Annotated in this window: 11 protein-coding genes and 1 riboswitch; of the genes, 5 read left to right on the plus strand and 6 right to left on the minus strand. The window is 44.4% G+C overall.

The features are described 5' to 3' along the window. Window positions 1-46 precede the first annotated feature (46 nt). Window positions 47-170, plus strand: a riboswitch (SAM riboswitch). A 128-nt stretch (window positions 171-298) separates the two neighbouring features. Together BW716_RS02860 and BW716_RS02865 are read left to right on the plus strand one after the other, a co-directional pair. Beyond that, window positions 299-1477, plus strand: a complete 1179-nt coding sequence (locus tag BW716_RS02860) for a PLP-dependent aspartate aminotransferase family protein (RefSeq protein ID WP_083720752.1) — start codon at window positions 299-301, stop codon at window positions 1475-1477. Between the two features lie 50 nt (window positions 1478-1527). Next, window positions 1528-2709 (plus strand): homoserine dehydrogenase, encoded by a 1182-nt coding sequence (locus BW716_RS02865; RefSeq protein ID WP_083720754.1) that lies wholly within the window; start codon window positions 1528-1530, stop codon window positions 2707-2709. 85 nt (window positions 2710-2794) lie between these two features. On the opposite strand, the gene BW716_RS02870 is transcribed toward BW716_RS02865, so the two are convergent. The 4 genes from BW716_RS02870 to BW716_RS02885 are packed head-to-tail and all read right to left on the minus strand — an operon-like array spanning window position 2795 to window position 5654. Further along, a complete protein-coding gene (locus BW716_RS02870; protein ID WP_083720756.1) occupies window positions 2795-3355 on the minus strand; it encodes a nucleoside triphosphate pyrophosphatase in 561 nt (186 codons plus the stop codon). Continuing rightward, complete coding sequence (locus BW716_RS02875) at window positions 3355-4296, minus strand: geranylgeranylglycerol-phosphate geranylgeranyltransferase (RefSeq protein WP_179090974.1); 942 nt, start codon at window positions 4294-4296, stop codon at window positions 3355-3357. Before BW716_RS02875 ends, BW716_RS02870 begins: the two co-directional genes overlap by 1 nt. 21 nt (window positions 4297-4317) lie before the next feature. After that, window positions 4318-4839 carry an HAD family hydrolase gene (locus BW716_RS02880; protein ID WP_083720760.1) on the minus strand — a complete coding sequence of 174 codons (522 nt, stop codon included), beginning with the start codon at window positions 4837-4839 and terminating at the stop codon, window positions 4318-4320. 50 nt (window positions 4840-4889) lie between these two features. Next, entirely contained in the window at window positions 4890-5654 is a 765-nt protein-coding gene (locus BW716_RS02885; protein WP_083720762.1) for a Rossmann-like and DUF2520 domain-containing protein, read from the minus strand. Between the two features lie 383 nt (window positions 5655-6037). Between BW716_RS02885 and topA the strand changes: the two genes are divergently transcribed. Then, a complete protein-coding gene (topA, locus tag BW716_RS02890; RefSeq protein WP_083720764.1) occupies window positions 6038-8392 on the plus strand; it encodes a type I DNA topoisomerase in 2355 nt (784 codons plus the stop codon). A 125-nt stretch (window positions 8393-8517) separates the two neighbouring features. Continuing rightward, a complete protein-coding gene (locus BW716_RS02895) occupies window positions 8518-9393 on the plus strand; it encodes a transglutaminase-like domain-containing protein (protein WP_083720766.1) in 876 nt (291 codons plus the stop codon). Between the two features lie 73 nt (window positions 9394-9466). Here the strand turns inward: BW716_RS02895 and BW716_RS02900 are convergent, their stop codons facing one another. After that, window positions 9467-11593, minus strand: coding sequence for a carboxy terminal-processing peptidase (locus BW716_RS02900; protein ID WP_083720768.1), 2127 nt, complete (start codon window positions 11591-11593; stop codon window positions 9467-9469). A 303-nt stretch (window positions 11594-11896) separates the two neighbouring features. Here BW716_RS02900 and BW716_RS02905 point away from each other — a divergent pair, with 303 nt between their 5' ends. Continuing rightward, on the plus strand, window positions 11897-13162 hold the full coding sequence (locus tag BW716_RS02905) for an MFS transporter (protein WP_083720770.1): 1266 nt from the start codon (window positions 11897-11899) through the stop codon (window positions 13160-13162). A 34-nt stretch (window positions 13163-13196) separates the two neighbouring features. On the opposite strand, the gene BW716_RS02910 is transcribed toward BW716_RS02905, so the two are convergent. Next, window positions 13197-13688 (minus strand): YkgJ family cysteine cluster protein, encoded by a 492-nt coding sequence (locus tag BW716_RS02910; RefSeq protein WP_083720772.1) that lies wholly within the window; start codon window positions 13686-13688, stop codon window positions 13197-13199. Between the last annotated feature and the right edge of the window lie 112 nt (window positions 13689-13800).

Here is a 13800-nt window from a genome sequence, read left to right on the forward strand (position 1 = left end):
AATCTGATAGAGTTACCATTAACTTTGCACCCAGTTCTTTATAGATGACTTATCCAGAAAGGCGGAGGGACTTGGCCCTGCGATGCCTTAGCAACCAACCTTGTTTAACAAACGAGGGAAAGGTGCTAATTCCGGCTTCGGTTATACATATAACCAGAGATAGATAAGTTGGCAGAGATTGACATTTTCATCGTACTTAATAATACTGAAAAGGCTCTTCCAACTACGGGAGAGCCTTTTTTATTTTGGGTAGTTATCGTTCTGAACCACCTGTTCATAACCGTATAATTACTTTGCGTTGAAAATAGCTACACAGTTATTACATAGTATCCCGATAGATGAATTGACAGGCGCCATTTCCGTCCCCATCTATCAGACCTCTACCTTCGTGCAGGAATCACCCGGTATCAACAAAGGGTTTGAATTCTCCCGTGCCAACAATCCTACCCGCAAGGTGCTGGAAAACATTATCTGCAGCCTCGAAGAAGGCCACGCAGGTTTTGCCTTTGCCAGTGGCATGGCCGCGATCGATGCGGTAATGAAACTATTAAAATCAGGAGATGAGATCATGGCTGTCGAAGATACATATGGCGGTATCTTCCAGATGTTCCAGCATATGTTTGAACGCTTTGGCATCAAAGCAAACTTTGTAGACACCAGCAATACCGACAAAGTACTGGCTGCCATCACGCCAAATACAAAAATGATCTGGCTGGAATCGCCCACCAATCCTACATTACGCGTATCCGATATCAAATCCATCAGCAAGATAGCCAAGCAGCACAATGTACTGCTGGTAGTAGACAATACCCTCTGTACACCACTGCTGCAGCAACCTATTCCAATGGGTGCAGACATCGTGATACATAGTGCTACCAAATATCTCGCAGGGCATACCGATGTAATCGCAGGACTGGTAGTAGTCAACACCAAAACACTGGCCGATCAGCTACGCTTCAATCAAAATATTTCAGGAAGTATACTCAGTCCCTTCGAAGCATGGCTTACGATCAGAGGTATTGAAACCCTCTGCCTGCGCCTCGATAAGCAATGTAGCAATGCTATGGCCATCGCCACCTGGCTCTCTGCACATCCCGCTGTGGATAAGGTCTTCTATCCCGGACTGGCATCGCACAAAAACCACCACATCGCCCGTAAGCAACAAAAGCAATACGGTGCACTCGTGAGCTTTTCTCTCAAAAGTGACAACATCAAAAATGCAATCAGAGTAGTGAACACCACCCGGCTGTTCAAACTCGCAGAAAGCTTTGGTGGTGTAAAGAGTATGCTGGATCATCCAGCTACTATGACACACCGGAATATTCCGGAAGAACACCGCAAGAAAACAGGTCTGGTCGATTCCTGCATCCGCCTCTCTGTAGGTATTGAAGATGCAGAAGATCTCATCAACGACCTCAAACAGGCACTGGATAAACTGAACCTGCCTGCAGGTAAACAAATTACAGTTTTACAATAAACGCAAAACCGTTTTGCAACGGACACTGAATGCAGCACTAAGTATTGAACATGGAAAACAAAATTATCAATCTGGGTATTTTCGGATTTGGTTGTGTGGGACAAGGACTTTACGAAGTATTGAACAGAACTAAAGGTATCAATGCGCGTATTAAGAAAATATGTATCAAGGACCCCAATAAGCCTCGTCCAATCGACGCCAGCTATTTCACTACAGACAAGAATGATATCTTACAAGACCCTACTATCGATGTAGTAGTGGAACTGATCAATGAAACAGAAGCGGCTTTCGAAATCGTAAGCACCGCACTGCGTAATGGAAAAGCAGTAGTAAGCGCCAGCAAACGCATGATCGCCGAAAACTTGCCAGCACTCTACCAGTTACAGGTAGAAAACAAGGTGCCTTTCCTCTATGAGGCATCCAGCTGTGCAAGTATTCCAATTGTACGTAACCTGGAAGAATACTACGACAATGATCTGCTCAATGCAGTTGAAGGTATCTGTAACGGGTCTACGAATTACATCCTCACGAAAATATTCGAAGAAAATCAAAGCTTTGACGAAGCTCTTCAAAAGGCGCAGGAGCTGGGTTTTGCAGAAACTGATCCTACATTGGATATCGAAGGGTACGATCCAAAATTCAAGATCGTGATCTTACTGTTACACGCCTTTGGCACATTCGTAAAACCAGAAGAAGTATTCAATTTTGGTATACATCGCCTGAATGATTTCGATATTCAGTTCGCAAAACAAAGGAACTCTACAGTGAAGCTCATAGCTGGTTGTAGAAGGCAAAACGGTAGTGTGAATGCTTCTGTATTACCACATCTTGTGAAGGAACATAACCTGCTGTATGATGTATACAATGAGTACAATGGTATTCTGCTCGAAAGCGCATTTACCGACAAGCAGTTCTTTGTAGGTAAAGGTGCTGGTGGTACCGCTACTGGTAGCGCAGTACTTTCCGACATCTCTGCACTGACATACAATTACAGATACGAGTATAAAAAGATTAAGCAGGCTAACTCTCCGGCGTTTACCAACGATGTGCAGTTAAAAATTTATCTGCGTTATCGTACAGCCGATCAGGTACATCTGCCAGACTTCTACAATATCTCTGAAAAATATGAATCCTCTACCTGGCGTTATATAGTTGGGGTGATCAATCTGGAAAAGCTGAAGGAAGCTAAATGGCTCAATAATCCAGATGTAAACCTGCTGGTATTGGAATAGAAATTGTGTTAATAGGAAGTATTAAAGTATTTAACCAACCAAAAATAAACGGCGTCCCTGCTCTGATCAGGACGCCGTTTATTTTTTATAATCTTTCTACGACATTGCTTACAGGCAATCCCATCACGTTGTAAAAACAGCCATCAATTCTGTCAATACCTACCGCACCAATCCATTCCTGTATCGCATAAGCACCGGCCTTGTCATAGGGTTTAAAGTGATCTACATAATACGTGATCTGCTCAGTCGTCAATGGCTTGAAGTGTACCGCTGTTTCTTTTGAAAAAGCGTCTTCCTCCCCGTTGCGAAGTATAATCACCCCTGTTATTACACGGTGCTCCCTGCCACTGAGTGCACTCAGTATACGGATCGCATCCTCCCTGTCCTTTGGCTTTCCGATAATAGTTTCGTCCAGAACTACGACTGTATCAGCAGTAATAATGATATCGTCTGCCTGGCACAAAGGTGCTACGGCTACAGCCTTCTGACGCGCAATGTAAACGGGAATATCCGGGATGTGCATATCGGCAGGAAAAGTCTCTGCCGTCTCTACCACTTTCACTTCAAAGGGAATACCTGCCTGCTCCAGCAGCTGTTTGCGCCGGGGTGACTGAGAACCCAGTATGACACGTTTGCCTGTATACATCAGAGGAATAATTTAAAGAAGACCATCGACAGAATACCTGACAGCATCACTAGTTTTACCAGGGAACTCACTTTGTGATAATGCTCCGGCAGATGTGCTTTTTTCAGTAAAGAATAAATATAATAACAAGGCGCCTGTACGAAAATCACCAGGTAGGCAATCGCAATATACCAGCCTATCAGCGCTACTCTTATTTCAACTACTACAATCAGCACCTGCAATCCCAGCAGTAATCCATAGCATATTTTCTTAGCTGGTTCCACACCCCATACAATGGGAATCGTGCGACAACCATCTTTGCTGTCGCCGATTACATCTTCCAGGTCTTTTACAATTTCCCTTACCAGCGAAATCACAAAAGCGAACACTGCATAAATACCGATTATCTGTATCAGCTTTCTTCCTTCGGGAGACATGATGGCTTCAAAGCTTTCATAGATCTGTTTCTCATAAAAGCCTACCACTACCACAGCCAACGCTGTGAGCAGGGAGATAACGACATTGCCGATCAGTGCCTGACGCTTGAAGGAAGTAGAATAAAACCACAGCAGCAGGGAACACAGTACCTGTGTAAAGCCCAGGTAGATCTGACCAATCTTCCATGCAGCAATAAAACCAATACTCACTCCAGCCAGGTTAAAAATGGTGTGCCAGGCCATGGCCCAGCGACGGTTGATCACCTTGTCCAGCACCATTTTGTCAGGCTTATTGATGATATCAATATTAATATCGAAATAGTCATTAATAATATAACCGGCAGCAGCGATCAGCACTGTCGATAAACTCAGCAGGCAGAAAGATGCCACGGACAAAGAAGGTTCCACGCCATTATAATGAAGTATAGGCGCTACTACACAGTATTGTAGTAAATATTGCGTGAGTGCTATATAAATAAGGTTCGGATACCGTACCAGTTTAAAAAAAGCTGTCAGTAACTTCATAATCATTTAATTGGAAATAAATCAGCGGCTGGCTATTTCTTCGTCTATCGTCCAGTGCCCGTTAAGTTTCAGCACCTTCTCGATTACTTCCCTCACACAGCCATTACCACCATTTACTGGTGAGATATAACGGGATATACTTTTGATTTCGGGGACAGCGTCGGCCGGACATACCGGCAACCCTACCAATTGCATAGCACGGTAATCCGGGATATCGTCTCCCATAAAAATGACCTGCTCCCATTGCAGGTCATTCTCGAATACATAATCCTGCAGCTTTTCCTGCTTATCGGTAATGCCGGTATAAATATCTTTTATTCCTAATCCCTGAAGCCGGCTTACCACACTTTCAGATCGTCCACCAGATATGATGGCGATACGGTAACCTTTCTTTACGGCCAGCTGCAAAGCATACCCATCTTTAATGTTCATTCTACGCGATTGCTCCCCATTTGGTAATAATTGAACAGTACCATCTGTGAGCACGCCATCTACATCAAACACAAAAGTGGTGATGGGCTTAAAAAGAGATAAAACGTTCATTGCGTTTATTAAAATATCGTATTGCGCAAAAGTAGTATAGATTTTTGATGTCAGGCATTATAGAAATCATAAATGCTGTCTGACATCACCTTATAAATTTCTTGCAGGTGTGGCTGATCCTGCATCAAAGCTCTGTGTTTAGACATCGTCTCCTCATCCTTTCTCATGGCAGGGCCTGTCTGCACCGTTTCAGGAGCGAACTTTTCAAACCTGTCAAAAGTTTCCCTGATGATGGGCTGAAGCAAACTGAAGTCCAATCCCTTTTGTTCACAAAACTGTTTTGCCCTCACGATCAGGTGATTAGTAAAATTATTAGCAAGTACCGCGCCCAGATGTAATTGAAGCCGCTGTTCGGAGCTAACTACCTCAGTCTGAGACGAAATGCTCTGAGCGATGGATTGCAGTCTGCGCATCACCTCGTCGTTACTGGCTTCCAGCAAAAGAGGGATCACAGGATAATTTTTTACCTCCTTACGAATAGATTGTAAAGGATACATCACCCCGGTATGGGTAGAGATGCGCCTGATGGCATCCAGAGGTACGGCCCCTGCCGTATGCAATACGATTCTTTTGCCCAGACGGAGCTCGTCATTGAGTTCCGGAATGGCTGAATCACTCACTGCCAATAAATAAATGTCTCCCTCCATATTGATATCCAGGAGGTCATCACTAGCCGATGCATGCAAATTCTCTGCTAATATCTGAGCATTTTCTTTCTTACGGCTAATAACCTGTAAAATCTGGTGTCCGTGTATTTTTAATTGTGTACCGAAACAATGCGCAATATTTCCCGCGCCAATAATTACTATGTTCATCGGGTAAGTGGTTATTAATATATTATGGTGTACCGGTCAGATAAAAGCAAAATTTGGGTGGCCGGGCTCATACAATTATATGATACAGCACGTTTCCCTTCCGTTCAGCGTTGTTATCCAGCAATTTAACCATTAAACTGTTAATCATTCATTTTTAATGGATTTCCCAAAAATATTACATTTATATTCAATGTTTTAAAAGAGACTGATTTTTTATTCTACCACTTCTTTTATATACTTGCAAAAATCGGATGGCCCTTTTTTGATCAGTTGGCCATCCTCCCGCCAGAGAGAGCACTTAAAATTTGAGGAACTTACTTAAAGCGGTTTATACAATTTAATACGGAATTTTACGTATCTAGTAGCACATAAAGACGGCATTCATGGCAAAAAATCTAGTAATTGTTGAGTCTCCGGCCAAAGCCAAGACGATTGAAAAAATACTGGGCAGCGACTTCGAGGTCATATCCTGCTTTGGTCACATCCGTGACCTGGAGAAGGATGATATGGGCATTGATATCAACAATAACTTCAAACCTAAGTATATAATCCCCGATGACAAGGAAAAGGTAGTGAAGGACCTGAAGAAGCTGGCCAAAACAACCGAAGAGGTTTGGTTAGCAACGGATGAGGACCGTGAGGGGGAGGCCATCAGCTGGCATTTATGTGAAGTACTGGGGTTAGACCCGGAAGTTACAAAACGTATTGTTTTCCACGAGATTACGAAGCCCGCCATTGAAAAAGCCGTGCAACAGCCCCGCCTACTCAACATGAACCTGGTAAATGCGCAACAAGCCAGACGTATCCTGGATAGGATCGTAGGTTTTGAGCTGTCACCGGTGCTCTGGCGTAAAATGAGTATGCGTAACCACCTCTCTGCAGGTCGCGTGCAATCCGTAGCGGTAAGACTGATCGTGGAAAGGGAAAGAGAGATCAACGGCTTTACTGCTGTAAGCAGCTTTAAAGTAGAAGCTTTCTTCATTTCTAAAGACCTGAATGGTAAGAACATTACCTTCAAGGCCGAAGGACCTACCCGGTTCAAAACCGCAGAAGATGCGGAGAAATTCCTACAGCAATGTGTCGGTGCTGCTTACACCGTAAAAGATATCCAGGTAAAACCCGGCAAGAAATCTCCTGCCGCTCCCTTTACCACTTCTACCCTTCAGCAGGAAGCCAGCCGTAAACTCGGCTACAGCGTGTCTAAAACCATGCTGCTGGCACAAAAACTGTATGAAAGTGGTAAGATCACCTACATGCGTACTGACTCAGTCAACCTGTCAGATACCGCGTTAGGGGATATCCAGAAAGCAATTACAACTAACTACGGGGAGCGCTACCACCAGCACCGCAAGTTCAAAAATAAGAACGAGTCTGCCCAGGAAGCGCACGAAGCCATCCGCCCGACCTACATGGAGAATGCTTCTGTAGACGACAGCGATACCCGTAAACTGTATGAGCTGATATGGAAACGTACTATCGCCAGCCAGATGAGCGATGCAGAACTCGAAAAAACAATCGCCAAGATCGATATCTCTACCAACCACGATGAGCTGACTGCCAGCGGTGAAGTACTTAAATTCGATGGCTTCCTGAAAGTATATATGGAAGGCCGCGATGATGAAGATGTAAGTGAAGATGACGAACAGGATGGTTCCCTGCCACCACTCGCTCTGAAACAAGTACTGGACCTGAAGGAAATGAAAGCGACAGAACGCTTTACCCGCCCTGCCCCCCGCTATACGGAAGCAAGCCTGGTAAAGAAACTGGAAGAACTGGGCATAGGCCGACCTTCGACCTACGCGCCAACCATTACCACCATTCAGAAGCGTAACTATGTGGAAAAACGTGATAAAGAAGGTGTGAAAAGAGACTTCCGCATTCTGACGCTGAAAGATGACACACTCACTAAAGTAACAGACGCTGAAAATACCGGTGCCGAAAAATCCAAACTGTTCCCGACAGATCTGGGTATGATCGTTACCGACTTCCTGAGCCAATACTTCGGAAATGTAATGGACTACGGCTTCACCGCCAAAATCGAAGAAGAGTTTGACGAGGTGGCACATGGTAAGAAGATCTGGAACAAGATGCTGAATGAGTTCTATACTCCTTTCCACAAGGATGTGGAAAACACCCTGGAAAATGCTGAAAGGGTGAAAGGAGAAAGACAACTGGGTACCGAAGAATCTACCGGCAAACCTATCGTAGCACGTATGGGACGTTATGGTCCAATGGTGCAGATCGGCAAGGCAGAAGATGAGGAGAAACCACGCTTTGCAAAATTAAAGGCAACACAAAGCATCGAAACCATTTCTTTAGATGAAGCAATGGAGCTGTTCAAACTTCCCCGCAATTTGGGTAAATTTGAAGAAGAAGATGTAACGGTGAATATAGGCCGGTTCGGTCCATATGCAGCACACGATAAGAAGTTCTATTCCCTGAAAAAGGAAATGGACCCTTACACAGTGGAACTCGACGAAATAGCCCCGCTGATCGTAGAAAAACGTACTGCAAAAGATGAACGTACCATCAAAGTATTTGAAAAAGAAAAAATCCAGATACTCAAAGGTCCCTATGGTCCGTATATTAAACAAGGCTTAAGGAATTTCAAAATACCAAAGGAGAAGATCGATACCGCTGCGGATATTACGGTGGAGGAAGCAAAAGCTATCATTGAAGATGTGAAAGCTAACCCTCCTAAGAAAAAAGCACCTCCTAGAAAGAAAAAAGCCGAATAATGTGCTATTACAGGAATGTGCCGGTGTGTATATAAGGCCGTCTTTTTTTCAGAAAAAGATCCGTCCTATACCATTTGGATGATTCAGGGATTAGCATATTTGCACATCGGCACATTTGATTTGTTATGCACGAGACCAAAGAAATAAATGCTTTGTTCCATCTTCTGGACGATCCGGACCAGGAGGTATATGACACCGTCGCCAGCAAGATATTGTTGTTTGGAAAAGAGATCATTCCAAATCTGGAGAACTTGTGGGAGAATACTGTAGATGAATCTATTCAGGAAAGGATAGAACAACTGATTCACAGAGTTCACTACATGGACCTGCAGATGGCCTTGCAGCAGTGGAATAAGGCCGAAATCCCCGATCTTCTACAGGGAGCCATCCTTGTTGCCCGCTATCAGTTTCCTGATATGCAGACAAATTCCGTCCTCAACGAAATCGAAAAGATCAAGCGTAATATATGGCTGGAGCTCAATAACTACCTCACCCCCCTGGAGCAGATCAATGTGCTGAACAGTATGATCTACAACTACTTCGGGCTGAAAGGAGAAGAGGTAGCCTATGTGCGGAAGAACCAGTTCTTTATCAACCAGGTGCTGGAATCCAAGAAAGGAAATCCGCTTACCAATGGTATCGTTTACCAGAGCCTTTGTGCTATGCTGGACCTGCCTGTGTATGCGGTGAACATCCCAAGACAGTTTATCCTCGCCTATTTTGATAGCTTCTACGATTTTTCAGAGCCGGCCAACCCGGACGATTACAGGATCCTGTTCTTTATTGATCCTATTCAGGGACAGATCTATTCCCACCAGGATGTGGAAAACTACCTGAAAAGAATGTCCCTCCCTCCTACACCTTCTTATTACATGCCTCAGTCGAATACGAGGGTTATCCAGTTCTTATTGGAAGAACTGGCTAAATGCTTCCAGGATGACAAGGACATGTACAAGCAGGAGGAATTAAAGAATTTGATACGATTATTGAGCGGCGAATAACTTCTTTTTAAAAAGCCGTCCGTAAGATAAATAAAAAAGCATNNATGCTTTTTTATTTATCTTAATAACATTATTACTTATTCGCCAATCTACCCTGTACTTTAGAAGCACTCATTCCAATCAGATCATTCATCACATTCACCGCTTCATCCAGGTAAATATCCTTCTGTCTGAACTTCAACCAATCCTTATTACGGGCCAGTTTAGAAGTATCATTACCGATCTTGTCCAGGTCTACTTTCAGACTGGAAATCTCCAGTTCTTTCACTTTCTCATTTACTGAATCATAGCGTTTCAGCGCATTCGCATTATTCTTCTGCTCGGTTTTGTAAGTCGTATAGTTCAGAGAATAATTGTCCTGTGCATCCATCTTCTTCAGGGTAGCGATATTGTCATTCATCATCCTGAACGCTTCGCTGTTCGCCAGGCGCTTGTCGCTATTTGCTTTCAACGCAGCTACCGGAACCGGGTCTACCCAAGGTGTGTAATTTGCCTTGGGAATTTCATCCCAGTTCAGTGCATCTTTATCCTTACGCTCTGCTACTTCATAATATGGATCTGGCAATACGATGTCGGATGAAACTCCCTTCAGCTGGGTAGAACCTCCATTTGCACGGTAGAACTTCTGCTGTGTCAGTTTGATCGCACCCAGCGGACCTAACTCCTTGTTGGAGTAAAACTCATCCAGGCTAAACATACGCTGCACGGTTCCTTTACCATAAGTAGAAGAGCTACCAATGATCACCGCACGTTTGTAATCCTGCATAGCAGCTGCCATGATTTCGGAAGCAGAAGCACTGTACTCATTCACCATGATCGCCAGCGGACCACCATACTGTACACTCTTATCACGGTCACGCAGTACCATTGGATCGCCGGTACGGGATTTCACCTGTACGATCGGACCATCCGGAATAAACAGACCAGCCATCTGCACTACATCCTGCAGGGAACCACCACCATTAAAGCGGAGGTCAAGGATTATACCTTCTACATTTTCAGCTTTCAGTTTCGTAATTTCCTTCGCTACATCTTCAGCACAACGGGCACCGTTTCTGTCCTGGAAATCTGCATAGAACTCAGGCAGGTAGATGTAACCAATTTTATGTTGACCACCGATAATCGCTGATTTTGCAAATGTTTCGTCCAGTACGATCTCGTCACGCACGATTGAAACATCTTTTACAGTACCGTCTACGCTCTTTACAGTCAACTTCACCACAGTACCTTTTTCACCTCTGATCACTTTTACGGCATCTTCTACAGCATAACCTGTAATATCAAGTGGCTCTTTGTCACCCTGTGCCACTTTCAGGATCACATCGTTTGCTTTCAGGTTCCCTTCTTTCCAGCTTGGACTACCTGTTACGATGCTTACGATCCTGATTTTACCATCTTCTTCACGCAGCTGTGCACCAATACCGAAGAACTTACCCGCCATCTGCTCTTCAAACGCTCTCTTTTCATCAGGAGGGAAGAAGTCAGTATGCGGATCCATTGTAGCGGTAATACTATTTACATAAGTGCTGAAGCGCTCGTTGTCGTCCTGTCTGTTTTTCAAACGGTCAAAGTAGCGATCGTATACCTGCTTCACCTTCGCACGGGCGTCGGCTTCCAGCTGTACATCGGTTTTCGCCTTTGCGGTATCTTTCTTGTCCTGCTTGTCGCGGGCTTCTACCAGTTCGGAGTATTTTTCCAGGGTACGATATTTCAGCACCTTGCGCCATGCTTCTTTGCGGGCTGCCTCATCTGCAGGGTAATCTACCTTATCAGGATCCAGGGTTACCTTTTCTTCTTTGGTGAAGTCGAAAGGCTTAGCCAGGATTTCCGGATACAGCGCTGCTGCTTCTGCAACACGTTTCTTAATCAGATCATTGATTGCATTGAAACAATCCAGGGGTTCACCCATCAGTTCATTATCAATGTGAGTTGATAATGGTTTGAGGTTCTCGATATCACTCTTCAGAAAGAATTTCTTTTCACTGTCAAGGTTCTTGAGGAACTTGTCAAAGACTTCCTTTGAAAATTTATCGTCTATAGCCTTCGGCTGATAGTGCCCATCTTTTAATATTTGCCCTACCAGACCAATGATCACTTCATTTTTGCCAGGGGGGTCTTCTTTACGCAGTTTGCTGAAAGCCAATACTCCCATCGAGATGGTGATCAGCACTACTGGTATAATCACTTTCATTCTTCTCATAGAAAATCCTAATTGAACGTCATCAAATATAGCATAAAATTGCCCATTGTGCTAGAATGGCAGTTTTCTTTTAACAAAAGATTGAGAAACCGGGAGTGTAGCATAGGCGCTATTAATACGTTACTGGCGGCCACATTCACTACAATTATTTGCTACTAAAACCAGACCAATGTCTTATAAAATTACGGTTCCTGATCGAATTTAACGATACCGCTTATCAGTTTAAATGCAACCGGTTGTAAAATCGTCAGGAAGGTATTTATTCAAATTATATATTTTCGCAGTGGTTTAAAAACTGATTACGTGGATACTTCGGCTAACACAAACAGTAAGAACGACCCTTACGCTTCACTTCGTCTTCCTGAATTTAACTACTACTTAATTATTCGGTTCGCACTCGTCTTTGCTCTTACAATGCAGTTTATTATCATAGAGTGGAAGGTGAATCTCCTCTCTAATCATGATCCTTTTGCCCTTGGTCTCATAGGCCTTGCCGAGGTCATCCCGGCAGTACTATTAGCACCTTTTGCCGGGCACATTGTGGATAAGAGAGAGAAAAGGAGCATCCTGCTCAAATGCGTGATTGCTTACGTCATTATTGGTACAGGACTATTCTTCCTCACATGGGATAAGATCGTGGAAGGGTTTGATACCCACCAGGTACTGATGTGTATTTATGGACTGGTATTCTGCGGAGGTATAGTACGTGCCTTTGTAAGTCCGGCCAATTTCTCTTTACAAGGTCTGATCGTACCCCGTACGTTATATGCCAATGCCTCTACCTGGGCCAGCAGCGCCTGGCAGATAGGTAGTATGGCAGGCCCTGCACTGGGTGGCTTGCTGGTGTATGCTATTGGTGTACACTGGTCCATGTTGCTGGTGGTAGCTATTTTCCTGCTGCCGCTGTTCAGCCTGATCATGATCAAACCTAAACCAGTACACTATGCGGCCAAAGGTGAAACTTTTGTAGATGGATTGACCAAAGGGATGCGCTTTGTATGGAAAACCAAGGTGGTATTAAATGCCATGGCGCTGGATATGTTTGCTGTATTGTTTGGGGGTGCGGTAGCCATGCTGCCGGTATTTGCCTCAGATGTATTGCATGCAGGTGCGCTGGAATTCGGTTTGCTTCGCGCTGCTGTTGCAGTTGGTTCGCTGATGACCATGTTTATACTGGCTTACAAACCACTGGTGCATAAACCGGGTATCAAACTGCTGGCGGCAGTCTTCGGATTCGGTATCTGTATTATCATATTCGGTTTGTCCAGGAACTTCTATCTCTCCTTCATTGCATTGCTATTGAGTGGTACGCTGGATGCGATCAGTGTAATCATCCGTCAAACGATCCTGCAATTGAAAACACCTGATGAGATGAGAGGCCGTGTAGCTGCGGTGAGCTCTATGTTTGTCGGTTCTTCCAATGAACTGGGGGCCTTCGAAAGCGGGTTTATGGCCAGGATGATGGGGCTGGTACCATCTGTCGTGTTTGGTGGATGTGTGACACTTGGAGTCGTTATTACAACTTATATCATTTCGCCGGCCATGCGCAAGCTGGACCTGAAAGCATAAACAAAAGGCCATCTCTGAGAGATGGCCTTTTTTATTACTTCACTACGTCCCGCAACTTCTCTAACACATAGAATACTGCAGGGCAGATGGTACTGTTCAGGTAAGTGGTATTTGGCCGCTTCACAAATTCATAGCTGTCTGTGTAAGGATAGTTCTCACAATCTCCCGGCCTTGCATCATAGATGCTGCAATAATTGTCTGCACCCAAAAACGGACAGGGACTGCTTTTTACCACATAATCCCCATCTTCATCCAGTCGCAGGTAAGTCTCAATAAACAAAGATTCCCGCATGCCAAGGTACTTTGAAATACGCTTGATATCAGGCGTTTTGAACCTTGGGCTGATTGACTTACAGCAACCTGCACATTGCAGACAATCGATGTGGCTGAAAGCCTCCTCATGCAGGTCAGGCAATAGCTTCTCTACACCCCTGCCCTTCTTCGTCTGTAGCTTCTGCAGAAACTGTTTATTGGCTTTTTGCTGCTCAGTCGCCCGCTGCTTCCAGTTATTTAGTGATGCATCCATTTGACTGCAAAGGTAATACTCTCCACCATACGACAATCATGTGACAATTCAAGGAAACATCCAACCCTTAATTATCACCACAATTTCCACAAGACCGAGGCAGGTTTGGCTA

The sequence above is a fragment of the [Flexibacter] sp. ATCC 35208 genome, from assembly GCF_001975825.1.
Classification (GTDB): Bacteria; Bacteroidota; Bacteroidia; order Chitinophagales; family Chitinophagaceae; genus Chitinophaga.

Excerpts from the sequence above, each read along its gene's own strand:
- BW716_RS02875 (WP_179090974.1), bottom strand. The coding sequence starts at position 4,296 with ATGAAGTTACTGACAGCTTTTTTTAAACTGGTACGGTATCCGAACCTT.
- topA (WP_083720764.1), top strand. The coding sequence starts at position 6,038 with ATGGCAAAAAATCTAGTAATTGTTGAGTCTCCGGCCAAAGCCAAGACG.
- BW716_RS02910 (WP_083720772.1), bottom strand. The coding sequence starts at position 13,688 with ATGGATGCATCACTAAATAACTGGAAGCAGCGGGCGACTGAGCAGCAA.
- BW716_RS02885 (WP_083720762.1), bottom strand. The coding sequence starts at position 5,654 with ATGAACATAGTAATTATTGGCGCGGGAAATATTGCGCATTGTTTCGGT.
- BW716_RS02900 (WP_083720768.1), bottom strand. The coding sequence starts at position 11,593 with ATGAGAAGAATGAAAGTGATTATACCAGTAGTGCTGATCACCATCTCG.
- BW716_RS02870 (WP_083720756.1), bottom strand. The coding sequence starts at position 3,355 with ATGTATACAGGCAAACGTGTCATACTGGGTTCTCAGTCACCCCGGCGC.
- BW716_RS02895 (WP_083720766.1), top strand. The coding sequence starts at position 8,518 with ATGCACGAGACCAAAGAAATAAATGCTTTGTTCCATCTTCTGGACGAT.
- BW716_RS02865 (WP_083720754.1), top strand. The coding sequence starts at position 1,528 with ATGGAAAACAAAATTATCAATCTGGGTATTTTCGGATTTGGTTGTGTG.
- BW716_RS02880 (WP_083720760.1), bottom strand. The coding sequence starts at position 4,839 with ATGAACGTTTTATCTCTTTTTAAGCCCATCACCACTTTTGTGTTTGAT.